13 protein-coding genes are annotated in these 18,158 nt (G+C 44.8%); 11 read left to right on the top strand and 2 right to left on the bottom strand.

The annotated features are described in order from the left end of the window. Nucleotides 1–25: 25 nt before the first annotated feature. Entirely contained in the window at nt 26–766 is a 741-nt protein-coding gene (locus AC2T0J_RS02085; protein WP_489808548.1) for a TrmH family RNA methyltransferase, read from the bottom strand. Between the two features lie 194 nt (nt 767–960). Between AC2T0J_RS02085 and rlmE the strand changes: the two genes are divergently transcribed. Then, on the top strand, nt 961–1,581 hold the full coding sequence (gene rlmE, locus AC2T0J_RS02080; RefSeq protein WP_489808547.1) for a 23S rRNA (uridine(2552)-2'-O)-methyltransferase RlmE: 621 nt from the start codon (nt 961–963) through the stop codon (nt 1,579–1,581). Nucleotides 1,582–1,603: 22 nt separating this feature from the next. Here rlmE and fdxA read toward each other — a convergent pair whose 3' ends face one another. Next, on the bottom strand, nt 1,604–1,927 hold the full coding sequence (fdxA, locus tag AC2T0J_RS02075) for a ferredoxin FdxA (RefSeq protein ID WP_489808546.1): 324 nt from the start codon (nt 1,925–1,927) through the stop codon (nt 1,604–1,606). Between the two features lie 157 nt (nt 1,928–2,084). On the opposite strand from fdxA, the gene AC2T0J_RS02070 reads away from it, so the two are divergent. The 10 genes from AC2T0J_RS02070 to AC2T0J_RS02025 all read left to right on the top strand — a co-directional run bounded on the left by AC2T0J_RS02070 (nt 2,085) and on the right by AC2T0J_RS02025 (nt 17,906). Continuing rightward, nucleotides 2,085–3,704 (top strand): NAD(P)/FAD-dependent oxidoreductase, encoded by a 1,620-nt coding sequence (locus tag AC2T0J_RS02070; RefSeq protein ID WP_489808545.1) that lies wholly within the window; start codon nt 2,085–2,087, stop codon nt 3,702–3,704. An 88-nt stretch (nt 3,705–3,792) separates the two neighbouring features. Then, nucleotides 3,793–5,691 carry a putative bifunctional diguanylate cyclase/phosphodiesterase gene (locus AC2T0J_RS02065; RefSeq protein ID WP_489808544.1) on the top strand — a complete coding sequence of 633 codons (1,899 nt, stop codon included), beginning with the start codon at nt 3,793–3,795 and terminating at the stop codon, nt 5,689–5,691. 954 nt (nt 5,692–6,645) lie between these two features. Continuing rightward, nucleotides 6,646–7,596, top strand: a complete 951-nt coding sequence (locus AC2T0J_RS02060; protein ID WP_489808543.1) for an IS30 family transposase — start codon at nt 6,646–6,648, stop codon at nt 7,594–7,596. A gap of 185 nt (nt 7,597–7,781) precedes the next feature. After that, nucleotides 7,782–7,955: a hypothetical protein gene (locus AC2T0J_RS02055; protein ID WP_489808542.1), complete on the top strand. Its 174-nt coding sequence runs from the start codon at nt 7,782–7,784 to the stop codon at nt 7,953–7,955. Between the two features lie 1,191 nt (nt 7,956–9,146). Continuing rightward, on the top strand, nt 9,147–11,129 hold the full coding sequence (locus AC2T0J_RS02050; protein ID WP_489808541.1) for a metallophosphoesterase: 1,983 nt from the start codon (nt 9,147–9,149) through the stop codon (nt 11,127–11,129). Between the two features lie 69 nt (nt 11,130–11,198). After that, on the top strand, nt 11,199–11,810 hold the full coding sequence (locus tag AC2T0J_RS02045; protein ID WP_489808540.1) for a cohesin domain-containing protein: 612 nt from the start codon (nt 11,199–11,201) through the stop codon (nt 11,808–11,810). Nucleotides 11,811–12,270: 460 nt separating this feature from the next. Then, nucleotides 12,271–15,081 (top strand): TonB-dependent receptor plug domain-containing protein, encoded by a 2,811-nt coding sequence (locus AC2T0J_RS02040; protein ID WP_489808539.1) that lies wholly within the window; start codon nt 12,271–12,273, stop codon nt 15,079–15,081. 6 nt (nt 15,082–15,087) lie between these two features. Beyond that, nucleotides 15,088–15,222, top strand: coding sequence for a hypothetical protein (locus AC2T0J_RS02035; RefSeq protein ID WP_489808538.1), 135 nt, complete (start codon nt 15,088–15,090; stop codon nt 15,220–15,222). A gap of 40 nt (nt 15,223–15,262) precedes the next feature. Beyond that, nucleotides 15,263–16,654, top strand: coding sequence for an amidohydrolase (locus tag AC2T0J_RS02030; protein WP_489810417.1), 1,392 nt, complete (start codon nt 15,263–15,265; stop codon nt 16,652–16,654). A 10-nt stretch (nt 16,655–16,664) separates the two neighbouring features. Continuing rightward, entirely contained in the window at nt 16,665–17,906 is a 1,242-nt protein-coding gene (locus tag AC2T0J_RS02025; RefSeq protein WP_489808537.1) for an amidohydrolase family protein, read from the top strand. Nucleotides 17,907–18,158 lie beyond the last annotated feature (252 nt).

Here is an 18,158-nt window from a genome sequence, read left to right as displayed (position 1 = left end):
GTCAGTCTTCTTTCTGGAGCCGCAATTACGTTGCGGCTTGTGCCAGCTGAAAAGCACAAATGCCTACGGCACTGGCCAGATTCAATGATTCGATGTTGCCGTTGCCGGCAATGGTAAATGCATCGGCATTCATTTCTGATAGAGCCTTGGCAGGCACCCCTCTGGCTTCGTTGCCAAACAGATAACACGGGTAATTCCCAAACTGCTCATCTGTTATCGCAGTGCCATTAAGATCAAGGTACGCGAACTTTGCAAAGCGGGATTGTAGTTGGCTTAATGAAACGTCCAGCTCAACCGGTAGATGAAAGATGGCGCCCATGCTGGCGCGTACTGCCTTGGAGTTAAACGGGTCGACACTGTTAGGGCTCAGCAACAGTCGAAAGCCGCCAAACCAGGCCAGCGAGCGTAAAATGGTGCCCAGATTACCGGGATCCTGGATTTCATGCAGATAAATACAGCGCTCGTTGGCGGTTACTGGCGCATTTATATCGTTAGCAGGCAGCGGCACTCTGGCTATGACGCCCTGAGGCGTTTTGGTATCACTGAGAGATGCCATCTGGCGATCGGTAACTGAGACTATCTCAAAGCGTTCATCCAGCCTAATGCCCCGAGCCTGCCAGGCATCGGTAACATAGACCGTAATGGGAAAAGTCATCAGCGGCGAACGTTGCAGCTCCTGAATCAGGTGCTCACCTTCCACCAGATAATAGCCAAACTGCGAGCGGTACTTTTTCTGGTGCAGTTTCTTTACGTCGTCTAATTTCATGGTGCAGGCAGTTCCGGATACAAAAGAGGCAATAGGCGCCCACAAAGGCGCACGATAAAATAGAACGCATTGTAGCCTGTAATAACCATGAAGTCAGGCGGCCTGGAAAAGTTTGTTAGCGCTGCTGCCTTTGCAAATGGCTTAGGCATGATTACAATAAACACCGATTTCCCACCAGTCACAGCAGAGTAGATATGGCCCGCTCAAAAACCAGTAAAAAATGGATGGAAGAACACGTTAACGATCCCTATGTAAAAAAGGCGCAAGCCGACGGGTATCGTTCCCGGGCCAGTTATAAGCTGATTGAAATCAACGAAAAAGACAAACTATTTCGCCCCGGAAGCGTGGTGATGGATTTGGGTTCAGCCCCTGGCGGCTGGTCGCAGATCGTCGCGCCCGTAGTGGGTGAAAACGGTCGGGTTATTGCTTCGGATATTCTGCCTATGGATAGCATTATCGGGGTGGATTTTATTCAGGGCGACTTCACCGACGAAGCCGTATACGACCAAATTCTGCAGGTTCTTGGCGATGATCAAGTGGATGTTGTGGTTTCAGATATGGCGCCTAATCAAAGTGGTGTAAAAACCACTGATCAGTATGCCTCGATGTACCTGGTTGAACTGGCGCTCGACATGGCCAGAAACGTATTGCAGCCCGGCGGCAGTTTTTGTGCGAAAGTGTTTCAGGGTGTGGGCTACGATGAATATGTTAAAGACGTCCGTTCATCCTTTAACAAGGTGGTAGTGAGAAAGCCTGCGGCGTCCCGCCCCCGTTCACGGGAAGTGTATTTAGTCGCCACCGGTTTTAAGGGCTGATAGTCAGCCCTGATCACTTTTTTCAGCGTTCCAGTAACGGTAGTTTATCCGGCACGCCGTTCCAGCTGTCTGCATCCTCAGGCGGCGTAATCACATCAGTAATATTGGGCCACTGCTGACTGAGTTCGGCGTTAATGGCCAGGTACGGCTTTTGCTCTTCGGTAAGCTCAGTATCCTGGATAATGGCCTCGGCCGGACACTCTGGCACGCACAGCGCACAATCAATGCAGATAGCCGGGTCAATGGCCAGAAAGTTCGGCCCCTCAAAAAAAGCGTCTACCGGGCACACGGCCACACAGTCGGTATATTTGCATTTTACGCAGTTGTCGGTCACTACAAAGGTCATGATAGCTTGGCGAGTGAATCAATTTATCTTCGATTATAAGGGTTATGCAGCCTGATCTAAAGACAAATGGCCACAATGGCTACCGGATTGCCTGCAACTGCATTAAACTATAGCCGCTCTGACAGATAGGCTGTCCGGCGAACCAGGATCTTCCCTCATGTTGCGTTTAACCGATATAAAACTTCCCCTCGATCACGATGATTCAGCACTGGCTGCCGCGATTGTCAGTAAACTGGCGATTGCCGCGGATGATCTGCTAAACATTAACGTGTTTAAACGCGGTTACGATGCGCGCAACAACCGGGATATTCAGCTGATCTACACGGTGGACGTAGAGGTAAACGGCGAGACAGATTTACTGGCTAAGTTTGCCAAAGATACCCAGGTTCGCGTGACGCCGGATATGACCTACAAGTTTGTTGCCCAGGCTCCGGAAAACCTGGCCCATCGCCCGGTAGTGGTAGGACTTGGCCCGTGCGGGATCTTTGCAGCGCTGATCCTGGCACAGATGGGCTTTAAACCGATTGTGCTGGAGCGTGGTAAAGCCGTGCGCGAGCGCACCAAAGATACCTTTGGCTTCTGGCGAAAGCAGCCGCTGAACCCGGAATCCAACGTGCAGTATGGCGAAGGTGGTGCCGGCACGTTTTCTGACGGCAAGCTATACAGCCAGGTAAAAGACCGCAAGCATTACGGCCGCAAAGTACTACATGAGTTTGTTGAAGCCGGCGCGCCAGAGGAAATTCTGTACGTTAGCAAGCCGCATATCGGCACGTTCAAACTGGTTAGCATGGTAGAGAAAATGCGCCAGCAGATTATCGACCTGGGCGGCGAAATTCGCTTCTCTACACGGGTAGAAAAACTGGATATGGACGAGATGGACGGTCAGTACACCCTGAAAGGCCTGCATTTATCTGACGGCGATTATCTGGCTTGTAAACAGGTCATTCTGGCTCTCGGTCACAGTGCCCGGGATACTTTTCAGAACTTGTATGAACAAGGCGTTTACATCGAAGCCAAGCCATTTTCCATTGGATTTCGCATTGAACATGAACAGAGTATGATTGACCGCTGCCGGTTTGGTGAAAACGCCGGTAATCCTATCCTGGGCGCCGCAGATTACAAACTGGTGCATCACTGTAAGAATGGCCGCACCGTATACAGCTTCTGTATGTGCCCTGGCGGTACTGTGGTAGCGGCGGCTTCAGAACCCGGCCGCGTGGTGACTAACGGTATGAGTCAGTATTCCCGACACGAGCGCAACGCGAACAGCGCCATTGTAGTGGGAATTACGCCGGAACAGGATTATCCTGGCCATCCACTGGCAGGCATTGAATTACAGCGCCGTCTTGAAGAACTGGCATTTAAAGCCGGCGGCGAAAATTACAACGCCCCCGGACAGTTAATTGGCGACTTTCTGGCTGGCAAACCCAGCGCCGAGCTAGGAGAAGTTACCCCATCTTATACACCGGGCGTTACCTTAACCGATCTGAGCAAAGTGGTGCCAGATTATGTTACCCAGGCTATTCGCGAGGCAATCCCGGCGTTCGACCGCCAGATTAAAGGCTTCGCTAAAGCCGATGGTACCCTGACCGGTGTGGAAACCCGTACCTCTTCACCGGTGTGCATTAAACGCGATAAAGACTATCAAAGTATCAATGTCAAAGGTTTGTACCCGGCAGGGGAGGGCGCAGGCTATGCCGGTGGGATTTGGTCGGCAGGTATAGACGGCATCCGCGTGGCTGAGGCTCTGGCGCTGGCGTTTGAGAACCAGCAATAAAATTAACTCTGACCCCATTATTTACTGAATATAGAGGCCTCCTATACTTGATGTTATAGTGATATCTCAGTATTCACAGGCCATTCAGATGGATAGTAACAATAAACCGGACATAATCGTCGAGGCTAATTCTGTTGGTGCGTTGGCGCAGGTGCGCCGACACCGGTTATTACAAATTTGTGGCGTCAGTGCGTTAGGGTTGTTGGTATCAGTACTGATAGCCAGAGGGATTGCAGTCAGTATTTTTTTGACGGGTTTAATTTCATTGGTGGCCGCATTTCTTCTGGCTTACAAACATAAAATCCAGGCATCATCCTTTGTATTATTAAGCGCAATGTCGGCTATGTTATTTGCTCTGGCATTAGTGGGCGCGGGCCTGTTTGACATTGCTATCATTGGCTATCCATGTTTGCTTATCTTCGCAGCACTATTAGGCGGAGTGGGCCTTTTCAGTACGCTGATAACGCTCACTTTAGTGCAATGCTCGGTGTTGGTATGGCTTATCCTGCAGGGCTATATAATTCCCAGTACACCCAGAGTAAGCTGGGAGCACCTGATATTTGTACAGATAATATTTTTAATCACAGGCTTCGGTGTTTATGTATTGGTTAGCGATATCAAACAGTTGATGATATCGCTGCAAAATGAGAACGAGAAAGTGCAACTCAGTCGTGCGCAAATTCAGCATCTTGCCCACCACGATCCACTCACCCATTTACCTAACCGCTTACACGGCGAACTGCTGTTTCAACGTATGCTGGCGCAGAGCAAAAGCAATAATACTCAGTTGGCCATGCTGTTTCTGGATTTGGATAACTTTAAACCGGTAAACGATGCTCTTGGCCATGTGGCCGGCGATGTGCTGCTGGAAGAGCTTGCTCAGCGCCTCAGCGACCGCCTTGGTGAGGGACAGCACCTTATTCGATTCGGCGGCGATGAGTTTTTGGTGCTTACGCCCTGTGGTGGTAACTGTGAAAATAACGATGTGCTCAAAGATTTTGTAAACGGTCTGCTTTCAGAATGCGCTAAAGAGTTCGAGGTGCTGCAAAACCGTGTGGTGATCTCTTCTTCAATCGGTATTGCCATTGCGCCCAAAGACGGCGAGCACTTCAAAGATCTTTCCCGTAAAGCCGATATTGCTATGTATCAGGCAAAAAGTGATGGACGTAATACTTACAGCTTTTACTCGGCTGAGCAGGATGAGCTGAGTGAAGAACGCTTCAAGTTGTTACAAAAGTTACGCAGTGCGGTGAGTGACAATGCATTTGAATTACATTATCAGCCGATCGTCGACCTGAATTCAGAGCATCCGTTAGTGATAGAAGCTTTGTTGCGCTGGCCACAAAAAGATGGCGCCATGATTGGCCCGGACATCTTTATTCCTTTGGCAGAGACCGCTGGGGTTATTAATACCCTGGGACGCTGGGTAATAAAAGAGGCTTGTCTGTTTTGCGCCCGACAGCGCCAAAGTGGCCTACCTGACTTGCGTGTTGCGGTGAATATCTCAGCGTTGCAATTTAAAGATGGTTTACTACAAAGCCACGTGGAGCGTGCCTTACAACAGTCAGATCTGCCACCCGAAGCCCTTGAAATCGAGCTAACAGAGTCGCTGTTTATTGATGACTCATCCGGTATTGTTGCGCAGTTGGCAGCTCTGACGGAAATGGGCATTACCATTGCCATCGATGACTTTGGCTCGGGATACTCAAACTTAGCTTACTTGCGTCGGTTCAATGCCTCCACGCTTAAAATTGATCGTTCATTTATTGATCCTCTTACCAGTGATGACAATGATGTACCCCTGGTGCAGGCCATGATCACCATGGCCCGCAGCCTTGGTATGAGCACTGTTGCCGAGGGAATAGAAGATGCAGCGACCAGGCAAATACTGCTGGAAATGGGCTGTGATTTTGGCCAGGGGTATCATTGGTCAAAACCGTTAAGTGCTAACGAAGTCGGTGAACAACTTAAGTCACTTACCAAATAAAATTGAGTTGAATACGTCGCCGGTTGGCGCGGGTGGGAATGCATTAGCTAGCTTTATCGTACCGTACTAGTTTTAGTCAACCAGATTGAGTAACCAGTCAGAGTGTAATCTGGTTACTCACTTCACGCAGACTGGCGACTGCAGTTTAGCAGGTGGCATCAGTGGCTAATTGGCCGGCATTGTTACTGGCTTTATTACTGATACTGCTGATGGTTGCCAGTGAGCGGTTATGTCTTCCGTTACGCTGGTTTGCTGACTCGTTACCTGGTCGGTCTGCGTACTCCTCGATTAGACAGTAACAATGGACTCACTGATATGCCTTAACGACGCGGCCACTTTGTGCGCTCGTTCTACACCTTGCCCTGACTTTCTTAGCCCGGCCCGCTCAGCCTGGCGTGAAGAAAGGTCACGTAATAGTCTTTTCCCTGCCAGCGAACAGCAACGGTCCCATGTGTTTGCGGAACCAAAGAAAGCCGACTTGTTATTGCTATCAGTGCTGCTAAGTCCCAGTTTCTGGCCTCACCAGATCACTGATTCGGATGCTTCACTTTCAGATCCGGCCGGAATATGCACCAGAGGTCGGGCTTGATTAGACCGATGCTCGGACGGCACAGTATTGCTACCAGCGGATTTTTAAAGTTAGCGTACATTAAAACTTTTTATATTCAGTTGCTTGTAGTGTTTATAAAAACTCTGAAAATGCTTTTCATACGGTTTGTGTGCGATTTATATCTAGTTTGAAGGACAGTTGTGATAAATGGTGCCTTACGGCAATCTAAATTTGTCAGAGTAGATTGACTACTGACAAATAGCTATCCATTTATGAACAAAGGAAAGCACAACTATGAAAGCCCGAATTCAGATAATAAGTGCACCACTCATGGTTAAAGGGTGACAGACGACCAACTGCCTGTTGGTGGTATTCTAAAGTCGCCAAACAATTAGAGTATTACCATGAGTTACAAGCAGTTGATCGAGGGACAACGATACCAGATCGAAGCCTACTTACGCGAGGGTTTCAGTTATCGGAAGATTGGAAAGCGTCTGAGTGTAAGTCACAGCACCATTAGTCGTGAAGTTAAGCGCAATCGAATTCGAGATAGCCATTACCTACCGGAAGTCGCTCAGGCCAAGGCATTAAAACGGCGTTGTCAGGCCGCAAAGTACAGGATATCTGAACTGACGATTACCTTTGTTGAGTTCGGGCTTAACGAAAAGTGGAGCCCTGAGCAGATTACTGGTGTAGGTAAAATCATCGGTCATCACGTCAGTCACGAATGGATTTATGGCTACGTCCAGCGTGATAAATTACGCGGCGGTAAATTGTATAAACAGCTACGTCAGAGCCACCGAAGATACCGTAATGGTAGCCGCGCGAAGCGTGTGATTATCCCGAATCGCGTTGGGATAGAGCAACGTCCAGCTATCGTGGACAAGAAAAAACGCTTCGGTGACTGGGAAGCTGACACAGTTCTGGGGAAGCAAGGTACTGGCGCAATTGTCAGCCTGGTAGAGCGTAAAAGTAAGCTGTATCTGATACGCAAAGTGCCAGCGAAAAGTGCAGCCGATGTGGCCCGTGCCATGGTTGGCATGTTGTGGAAATATCGCAGTCATGTCCGAACTATCACGGCGGACAACGGCAGCGAATTCTGTGACCACGAGCTGGTCGCAGAGAAGCTTAAAACGGATATTTACTTCGCGAACCCTTATTCTTCCTGGGAGCGCGGACTGAATGAAAACTTTAACGGTTTGCTTCGCCAATACATACGTAAAGGCACCGATTTGCGGACAGTAACGGACAAGCAAATTACTGAGATTGAACGGGCATTAAATGCCAGGCCGAGAAAGTGTCTCGGCTTCAGGCAACCTGTCGCGATATTCAATGAATCACGCAAGGCTGCCTAATTTAGCGAGTGGTGCACTTCGGAGTTGAATTCGCGAGAGCTTACAGTCGATGAATTAGATTTAGTTAATGGCGGAATTGAATATTCAGAGGGATCCGGGTGGGTAGTTGCTACCGGAGGAGGAGCTATAGTTATTGCTGGCGCACTTTTGGCATTCGCCCAAGCGTCAGCGGCGTTAGAATAGCTATGAAAAAAGAAGTTATATATTTCATAGTTTTTATCGCTTTTCAGGTTATTTATGCCATAAGAGTTGCACCATTTGATGTTATTAGTGGCCTGTTGCTTTGCTTAGGTCTGGTTTTTTCATTGGTTTATGTGAAATATGAGTTCCTTTCAAGCGAAAGAAAGTCAGATGAGTGACCTTTCTTAGAGGGCAATTCAACGGCATTGATATTTATCAGAAATATCATAAAGATAGTCTTCAGACTGTCTGCCTTATTCAAGGTTCAATATAGAGAAATGGCATGCAGAGAATTTATTGAATAGTTGAGAAGAGATATTACGCGTAACTTTGTTTTCTTCATATTGAGTAAAACCTCAGCCCAATAATGAATACGACTCCCCCATTTATGCTTTAGAGCCCTTGGTCAACCCCCTGTGTCAGGATAGTTATCGCCTCAGTTTTCATAGTATCAGGCAGGGTGCGGAAGTTAGGTATGAGTAAGACATTATCCAGAAGAGCATAAAAAGGCGGTGGTTAGTAAGTTGATTGAAAGCAGTTGATCATTACGCAAGTTTGCACAGAGAGAGCTTTATTTTTGCGTTGAGCAATGAATTTGAAAAATCAATAAAAAATCAACCTTTACATTTAGCTCAATAATTTTCATATAATCACCAATTAATCTACCTATTTCTGTGTAATTATTAAAATCCACGACACCATTCCCTATAGACTTTATATTTTTATCAACAAAAAATATTGTTTAAACTCCTCTATCGTAAGTAATTTTTCAGCGCTATTGCTTTCATATTAAAAGTGTAACATTACCCTGTATTTTCTGATTTCATGCTCTTAAAGATTACTTCATTTGCTCTTAAAGATTGCTTCATTATCTGTCACATATCATTAATTATAATGTCATATCTATATTCTAATTTACTTCAGCTCTAGGGAAGGTGCGAATAAGTCTATGGTCGCTCAGGCTTACAGCCAAGTGACTAATCAAGGCAGTCTTTTGCAGGTCTAACGGGTTAAGTCAAAAAAGACCAACGACGAGTAGGTGCTTGGCTGTAAACCCCGCCGGGCGTGCTCTGAAGTACAAACTTGCGGCGTTGTGCTTCAGGGCAAGGACGACTGCCGTTCCCTGCGAATCCTGCCTTGCAACTGCATACTTCAGGACTCGCGAAGTGGCTATAGACTTATTCGTATCTCCCCTAGTAAAACCCAATACCCTACCTTGTTGAAATCGGAGAAAATCAGAAATGCGTTTACATGCGAGTAATATAAAAAAAGCAGTGTGCTTGTCAGCACTATTGCTACCATTGACCACTTGGGCCGCATCATCGGACGGTTCTGTAAGGGATGTAGTGTTTCACATCCAAGAGCGTTTTTTGGATGAATATACCATGGAAGAGCTGGGCAAAATGGATACCAACAGTGTGTTGGAGAATATCTCCCCTGAAGAAAGGCATTTGCTGGGCACGGGTTTTGTCCGCTTTGATGTAAACGTTCCCGTTGTAGTATCGGTAATGCGTGAAGGTCACGCGACAGATCTTTTTTGGCTTGAGGATCTAGGGTTTGAAAAGACCGATTTAACCGTGAAAATACGCTATGAGAGAGACTGGGAAGTTTGGCAAGCAGTTTTTCAGCCCGGCGAGATTGGCTTGGGCGTCAATGAACTTGAGCCTAGTGGTAGTAATGAGTCCTATGCAATTTCGGTTGCACCACTAAAAGCAACCGATGCAGAAACACTGGCAATCACCAATCTGTACCATCCGTCTTATGGCTTGAGCACTTTGGCAGTTGATACTCCAGCATGGGCTGATGAGCCCAGTCGCTATTTCGAAGCTGTTCCCGAAGAAATGCGAGGACAGACCTTAGTGCAATTACTTCGGGTTCGCCGTAACGACTCGCAACTGGTCAATTTTAATCGCCTCACCGACTGGCCGTCGACAGTTGAACCTGATCAGATCGTGTTGACTTTGGGAGAAGATCCAACCGAATCGGTTGTGGTGCAATGGCGGACCTCAACTGAAGAGAGTGCCGCCCAAGTGTTGTACCAGGAAAAAGCACTTTTTGAAGGGTTTGGACGGTACGACAACTACCAATCGGCAATATCAAGAGGGCCGGTAGTGATAGATTCTCCTCGCCACAAAATTTTAGAGCAATATGACTCTATTGATGATTACCCTGGGGGTCTGTTAGATCTGCGCCCAGAGCCAGGTAACGATCCTGAAGTTCATCGCCACACAGTAAATCTAAACGGTTTAAAACCAGATACGACTTATGTCTATGTCGTCGGTAATGGTCAGCCTGATAACTGGAGCCAGCCACAAGAGTTCACCACCGACAAACCAGAAGTAAGAGACACCGATAAATTCTCATTTATGTACATGGGAGATGTTCAAAGGGGCTTTGAAGGTTGGCGTTTACTCGCAGCAGAGGCACATGCGAAGCATCCTGATGCTCGTTTTGCGGTTATGGCAGGTGACATGGTTGACCGTGGTCAACAGCGTGATGATTGGGATGCTTTTTTCCATGCCGCAGAGGGCTTTTATTCTGAAACACCTATTGTGCCTGTGCTCGGCAACCATGAATACAATGGGCTGCCTCCGAAGTTATTTCTGGATCATTTTGAGTTGCCAATGGACGGCCCCGTAGGGATGGAGGAGAAGGTTTACAGTTTTGAGTATGGCAACGTATTTTTTGCAGCTGTTGATGGAAACCTGAAAGGCGAGGAAGAACTACAGAAACAGGTTGATTGGTTGGATCGGAAGTTATCTGAAACTGATGCCACCTGGAAATTCGTAGGTATTCACCAGCCGATTTACGGATCGCGACCTACTCAGGATGAGCCGGTTTTGCGTGCAGCGTTTATGCCGGTACTTGATCGCCATGGCGTTGACCTGATGCTGCAGGGGCACACCCACGGTTATTTGCGCACGTATCCAATGAATAATGGCCAAGTGGTTCCGCAAGGAGAAGGAACCATTTATTTGGTCGCCAATGCAGGAGGCAAGTATTCCTCGGTTGGCGGCTTTGTGGAGAAATATGGTGTTGAGCCTGCGGTAATGACCGCTAACGTTTCGACTTATCAAGTGATAGATATCGACAAGGGGAATTTGCAATACCGTTCATACGACATAGAAGGTAACGTCCTCGACGAGTTCTCACTGAGCAAAGACAGTGCAAGCGAACCTCTCCTTGGCGATGCCGATGGCAATGGTGTCGTAGAGTTTGCTGACACTCTGGCAATGCGCCAATTTTTACGCCAGGAAGCTCAGGCATGCCAAGCATGTGACATGGACGGCGATGGTGTTATATCAACCGCAGATGCTCGACTCCTAGTGATGCAACTGCGTCAAGCTAAGTAATCTTAGAGCAATAGTAAATACTAGCCGGTCTTCCGGCACTTAACTAATCATATAGATAGAGAAATAAACATGAGTATATATCGTAAAATGATCATTCGCATGGCTACTGCTGTTGTTGCAAGCACCATGGCAATGCAAGCAAATGCTGCTGTTATTAGCGTTGTAGGACCAGACTCGGTGAATGTCGGAGAAACCTTTAATATAGATCTTGTTGTATCAGGTTTTGAAAGCATAGATCTGGGAGCCTTTGACCTAGACTTAAGTTACGATGATTCACTGGTAGAGTTCTCATCCTACTCTCTCGGTTCGGCACTAACAGACTCATTCTTTGGTCAGCAAGACTGGAGTATGGGCGAAACTATGCCTGGAACTATCAACTTGAGTGAGCTGTCTTTTCTTGGTGATTTCTCCTTGCAACCCGACACTTTTACGCTAGCCTCACTTACCTTTGACGCGATGAATATAGGCGCGGCTACTTACGGATTTACTTATTTGGATTTCACTGACGGCTTAGGTAACACCATCATACTAGATACAACCGAAGGAAATGTCCTCGTTAAGGCTGTGCCAGCACCTGGCACCCTATTACTGTTTGCGTTTGCATTATTGGGGGCGTTGTTGCCTAAATTTAACTTTGTGCCATTTGCCTGGTTTAGACCACGAAATAGATTATTGGCATAGTCACGTTCTGGATAGATAGTAAAACAATTAAGTAGGCTTCGATCTAATCTCGTAGTCCCTCGATCAACTGCTTGTAACTCATGGTAACTACGCTTGTTTTTTGGCGATTTCAGAGTATCACCAACAGGTAGTTGATCCCTTATCGCCATTTAATCATGCGTGGTGCACTTATCATCTGAATTCGGGATTGATAATGGTGTTTTCTGGCATAGGCTGTAATAAGTAAAATTATTCTTAAACACCTTTTTACAAGAAGAATAATACCTATCCCGTCAAGTTTCCATACATCAAAAATAATATTTTGTGTAATATTTTCAATTGTTTAAATAAATTAAGTGAACTTGGCACATCCTTCGCTATACCGTATTTACCTTCAGCTAAAACGCTTTAGCTTATCTGTATCGATAAAAAAATAACAAAATCGAAAAACAAATGGTAACTATAAAACTGGGAACAAAATATGACCACACAAAAAACACTATTAGCTTCGATAATTGCTATGTTGTGTGCCCCTGCATTGAGTGCACAGGAGGTAACATCCATAGAAAAGAAAATTGAATCCACTGAAATTAAAGAAAAAAAAGAAGACGTTGAACAAATAGTCATCACGGGTTCTCGCTTATTGCGTCCTGGTTTGACTTCAGCACTGCCATTAGCAACTGTTACCTCTACTGAAATTACAAACAGTGGACTCTCTTCTATAGCTGATATTTTTATCGATATGACTGCTTTTAATGGCGAACAATTTTCGATCCACAACAATCAACCTAATAATATCGGTCGGCAGAACGTACAAATTCGTGGTTTAGGTTATAGCCGCACATTGCACCTACTCGATGGTGTGCGAATGGCAGGTGGTGACACCACCGGTATTGCTGATTTATCAATGATTCCATCAGGAATGATTGAACGTGTTGAAATAGCAAAAGGAGCGTCTTCAGCTATCTATGGTTCTGATGCTATTGCAGGTGTTATTAATTACAAATTACTTAAGCATTACGATGGAATTAAAGTTCGGGCTACTACTGCAATTAGTGGTGAAGGCGATGCGCCACGTAACAAGTTCAGTATTGTGGGTGGTAAATCATTCAAAGAAGGCGGTTTTACCGTAGGTTTAGAATTTGAAAAGATTGAAAGTTACTGGCGTGGAGACCGTGACTTTTATCATCCCGATCATTCTATGGATATCGTTGATGGAAAATTCCATGGCACAAACTGGAGTAGTGAGGTTACCCCAGAAGGTACTTATTCGTTTTACGATAATAGCAATGGCGGTAGTACCTATCATTACTTTAATCGCATTAAAGGTACTGACGGTAGCGATCTCGCTAATGATTACAATGAAGTAGTTGGTGACCATTTGTATTGGGTGGATGCAAGAGCCGACGCAACCGAAAAATACAATGCATTGTACGGTTATAACTTTTTTAACGACGAGCTAGATGGTTCAGATCGAACAGAGTTTAATTTAGTCTTAAACGGCTACTACAATATTACTGAAGACATAGAAGCAACTTTTCAAATATTAGCTTCAAAAAGCGAAAATTATACGCAACAAGCACCGGCATGGGTTGATCGTATGAAAGTCCATGCCGATGCGCCGGGCAACCCATTCGAACGTTGGGTATATATGCGTCGTCGCCTTAGTGATCGTAATACCACAACGGATACTACACCATTGCATGTGCGCTTGGGTTTGAATGGTAGCTTTACCAATACTGATACATGGGAATGGACTGCCGATTTGGTACATAGCAAAATAAAAGCAGAACATGTCTATGCCCCACAAATCAACCTAGATACTCTTGCGATAGCCGTTGGTGACCCTACTATTTGTATGGCAACAGAAGGCTGTGAACCCCTCAACGTCTTTGTTGATACTGAAGATATGTTATTAGAACCCTATACGGTAGATAATTTATTTGATATCAGTGAGGGTGAAACCAACACATTAATGCTCAATGCAGTCGGTGAAGTAATCGATTTACCCGCAGGTATAGTACAACTGGCTCTGGGTGCAGAGTATCGCACTGAACAAGTATCACGTATATTTGACGAAACGCGTGCTGAATATAACCTTTCTGGCTTTTCAAAACGTGAAGATGTAATACCGCCTAAACGCACAGTGTCTGAACTTTACGCTGAAATGAGCATTCCGTTGTTGACGGATGCCAACATGGCGAAACATTTAAGTATTGAACTTGCTGGACGTTACTCTAAATATGATGATGCTGGCGACAAAATTGTACCTTCAGTTAATGTCTTTTATAAACCCATTGATGATTTATTATTGCGCCTGAATTATGCCCAGGGCTTTAGAGCACCTACTTTGTGGGATTTACATCGAGGAAACATTTATACAGATAATCCAACGGCAAACTTTATGTACGACCCATGTGCTGGCGGAAACTGGCAAGAATATGCCTTATGCCAAAGTTTTGGTGAAAAAGTAGAAACCGCTACCCCCGATGATTTTAGTTATCAAACAGGTGCTAACCCAGATCTAAAACCGGAAACATCTGACTCGATCAATTTAGGTTTAGTATGGACCCCAGAATCGTTCAAAGGTTTTAATGTCACATTTGATTATTGGGATGTGGAAATTAAGGACGACCCCTACCGCTCCACCAATACTATCTTTATAGAAAATGCATTAAGTAATGGTGAGAAATACGCTAATTTAATTCGACGAAATCCGGAAACTAATATAGTTGAATGGTACAACAGCATTCCACTTAATATTGGAGTTCGTGAGTACTCGGGTACTGATTTAGAATTAGAGTATGCTTTTCCAGCTACATCATTTGGTAAATTTACAATTAAATACTCTTGGTCACATATGTTGGAAGGACGTTCTAAATTTGGCGAGACCTCTGACTGGACACCTGAGAAAGGCCGTTACAGCTGGATACCTAACAAACAATCTTTAAAGTTGTATTGGAAAAAAGATAATTGGAATGCCAGTTACAGAATATTCACAGGTGATGAAACATACAACGGATATGATGAAAACACCTCTTATGCCGGACTTGACTTAACTGATCCAGAGCAATTTGATGATGCACGTGACATTGCTTTAAGCTGGGTGCCTAGTTACACAAAACACTATATGCATATTGGTTATAAAACCGAAGATTTAGGTAATTTTAGTCTAAACATTAATAATCCTTGGGGATCTGAACCTAAGTTTTATGATAGGTCTGAAGGCTACCTTCGTGGCCCAAGTCCAATTGGCCGTTATTTCACTCTAAATTGGAGCCAAGAGTTTTGAGTACTATTGAGCAAAGTTAAAAACACCTTAGTGTTACTGGGATATCCGTTCCCGGTAGCACTGCCTATTTATGACCTTAAAGTGAAAAATGCCACAGCGTTACAACCGATATCCTATGTGTTGTCTTCACAAAACCTGTAGCGTTAACACAATGACTGACTTATAGATTGAGCTACATATGATGAATTACACACTCAGCACATTCCTTGTTATCTGTGTGCTTGTTTTACTATCAGGTTGTCATCAACCTATTCAGGCCCCGTTTGTTAAAATCAATAAAAACCCTTATCCCAGTACATACCAAGCCCTACCAAGTGAAGCCACTTTAATTAAAAATGTCACAATTTTAATTGGCAATGGGCAACGAATAGAAAAAGGGGATGTATTATTTCAGCAAGGTAAAATATTCGCGATTGGTGATCAAGTTGCAGCTCAGAATAGTGATCTTAACATTACTATTATTGACGGCACCGATAAGTGGCTCACTCCTGGTATTATAGATGTACACTCACATATAGGTATCTTTCCAAAACCCTATGTAAAAGGCCATTACGATGGCAATGAAAAAACTGACCCAGTCAGTGCATTAGTGTGGGGCGAACATAGTGTATGGCCACAAGATCCTGCTTTCCACACCGCAAGAGCTGGCGGAGTAACTACTTTGCAGATCTTACCTGGCTCGTCCAATTTGTTTGGTGGCCGCGGCGTAACTCTAAAAAATGTCCCTGCAACCACGGTACAAGCTATGAAATTCCCTCAGGCGCCTTACAGCTTAAAAATGGCTTGTGGTGAAAACCCGAAAGATACTTACGGTGCACGACACGTTCTTCCTTCTACTCGTATGGGTAATATAGCCGGCTTTCGTCAAGCTTGGATTGATGCCCGAGAATACAAATCAAAATGGGACCAGTACGCTAAGGATTACCAGGCCGGTTTAGCGGTCACCGCGCCTAAACAAGATTTAGGTCTAGACACTTTGAAAGGTGTTTTAGAGGGCGAGATTTTGATTCATAACCACTGCTATAAAGCAGAAGAGATGGCTATGATGATTGATATGGGAAAAGAATTTAATTATGACTCGGGTACATTTCACCATGCAATTGAAGCATACAAAATACCTGAATTACTGGCTAAAAATGGCAATTGTGTGGCTACTTGGCCAGACTGGTGGGGCGCCAAAATGGAATCTTACGACATGATACAAGAAAATGCAGCTATAGTAGCTGCCGTGCCTAATTCTTGTGTCATGATGCATTCAGACTCAAGTACCGTCATTCAACGTTTAAATCAAGAAGCCGCGAAGGTAATGTATCGCGCCAATCAGCATGGTTTTAACTTGAAACCTGAAGATGTCATTCAATGGTTAACTCTCAACCCTGCTAAATCTATGGGGATAGCGCAATACACTGGCAGTCTAACAAAAGGCAAAGCTGCTGATATGGTGTTGTGGAATCAAAACCCTTTTAGTGTGTTCGCTCACGCTGAACAAGTCTTTATTGATGGCGCTAAAGTATATGATCGCTTTGATAAACGCTATCAGGCGAGTAGTGACTTTTTATTAGGCCAAAAATAGGAATAATACGATGAAATTAATAGTTACCTGCCGTCGTATATTGAAGTCTAGTATCCTACTCATAGTGCTATTTTCTACGGGCCTAGCAGCAAAAGAAAACGACTTAGCCATCATCCATGCAACAGTTTATAGCGCGACCGAACGAGGCGTGATTAAAAATGCCAATATCACTGTCAATAATGGTGTTATAACTGCAATTAGCCAAGGGCTAGCGGCATCTAAAAGTATCAATGCCAAAAAAATAATTGATGCGGAGAATCGAATAGTCACTCCCGGTTTTATAGGTGTAATGAATTCATTGGGACTGTCAGAAGTCAATTCAGAAGGTACTACTCAAGATGCCAAAGACGGAAAATTAGGCATTAATTTTGATCCTAGCTTAGCCTTTAATAGCAAATCAAGCTTACTGCCTTTTGCTCGTAAAGGAGGTATTACTTATAATATTTCTAGCCCAGCTACCAGCAATCAATTGTTTGCAGGCCAAACTTTTGCGGTCAATTTGTCTGGTGAGCTTAGCAGTGTAGAACACGCAAAAAATGGCGTAGTCGTGAAGCTAGGTCGAGAAAGTCGCGGTTCTCGAGCGACCAAGTTGCAACTATTAAGGCAAAAGCTGGCCGCGACTAAAAAGCTAGCTGCTGCTAAACATGATGCAGAACAAAAAGTTTTAGCTCAGGTTTTAGCACAACAAAAACCATTGTTAGTCTATGCTGATAGAGCGAGTGACCTTTTAAAGCTGATAGAGTTAAAAAATACCTTCAATTTTAATTTAGTGATTGTTGGAGCCGGTGATGCCATCGTTGTCAAAGAGAGCCTCGCAGCAGCGAATATCCCCATCATTTTTAACCCAATGGTCAACTTGCCGAGCAATTTTGACAATTTACATCAATCAATTTCTGATGCAGGTATTTTACATAAAGCCGGGGTAAAACTAATATTCAGGGGGATCAGCGGCCATTACTTAGAACAGTTGCGATTTAGCGCGGGTAATGCTGCGGCAAACGGTATGGATTACCAGGCTGCTTTGGCGGCAATTACTGCCAATACTGCAGAGGTTTTTTCCCTCAACACAGGTAGTGTAGCGGTAGGTAAAAAAGCCGATGTAGTACTTTGGTATGGTAATCCTTTAGATATTGATGGGCACGTAGAAGGTATGTGGATAAATGGCATAGAAGTAAGCACCTATTCACGACAAGATAGTCTTAGAGACCGTTATTTATCTAAGCAAAAAATGCCTGCTGCTTATAATCCTTAATCTTAATCACCTTCCCTATGCAGCACCTCAACTCATATTATTCAATTAAAAATAATATGAGTTGAGTTCCCTCTTTTTACACAATAAAAAACTTTATTTCAGCCACATGATTGTCTTGTTTGTACATTCAGGCAGATATAAAGAACCTGGATAACAACGTTAACTCTCTGTCCCATTAAAGGGGAAGTGGACATCTCTACTACTCTCATATTTAAGCAGAGGCTAATACAGTTGTATTTATTTCCAATAGTC

This window comes from Alteromonas sp. ISO5, from assembly GCF_058105165.1.
This window is presented reverse-complemented; position numbering and strand designations above follow the sequence as displayed.

Excerpts from the sequence above, each read along its gene's own strand:
- AC2T0J_RS02085 (WP_489808548.1), bottom strand. The coding sequence starts at position 766 with ATGAAATTAGACGACGTAAAGAAACTGCACCAGAAAAAGTACCGCTCG.
- rlmE (WP_489808547.1), top strand. The coding sequence starts at position 961 with ATGGCCCGCTCAAAAACCAGTAAAAAATGGATGGAAGAACACGTTAAC.
- fdxA (WP_489808546.1), bottom strand. The coding sequence starts at position 1,927 with ATGACCTTTGTAGTGACCGACAACTGCGTAAAATGCAAATATACCGAC.
- AC2T0J_RS02070 (WP_489808545.1), top strand. The coding sequence starts at position 2,085 with ATGTTGCGTTTAACCGATATAAAACTTCCCCTCGATCACGATGATTCA.
- AC2T0J_RS02065 (WP_489808544.1), top strand. The coding sequence starts at position 3,793 with ATGGATAGTAACAATAAACCGGACATAATCGTCGAGGCTAATTCTGTT.
- AC2T0J_RS02060 (WP_489808543.1), top strand. The coding sequence starts at position 6,646 with ATGAGTTACAAGCAGTTGATCGAGGGACAACGATACCAGATCGAAGCC.
- AC2T0J_RS02055 (WP_489808542.1), top strand. The coding sequence starts at position 7,782 with ATGAAAAAAGAAGTTATATATTTCATAGTTTTTATCGCTTTTCAGGTT.
- AC2T0J_RS02045 (WP_489808540.1), top strand. The coding sequence starts at position 11,199 with ATGAGTATATATCGTAAAATGATCATTCGCATGGCTACTGCTGTTGTT.
- AC2T0J_RS02040 (WP_489808539.1), top strand. The coding sequence starts at position 12,271 with ATGACCACACAAAAAACACTATTAGCTTCGATAATTGCTATGTTGTGT.
- AC2T0J_RS02030 (WP_489810417.1), top strand. The coding sequence starts at position 15,263 with ATGAATTACACACTCAGCACATTCCTTGTTATCTGTGTGCTTGTTTTA.
- AC2T0J_RS02025 (WP_489808537.1), top strand. The coding sequence starts at position 16,665 with ATGAAATTAATAGTTACCTGCCGTCGTATATTGAAGTCTAGTATCCTA.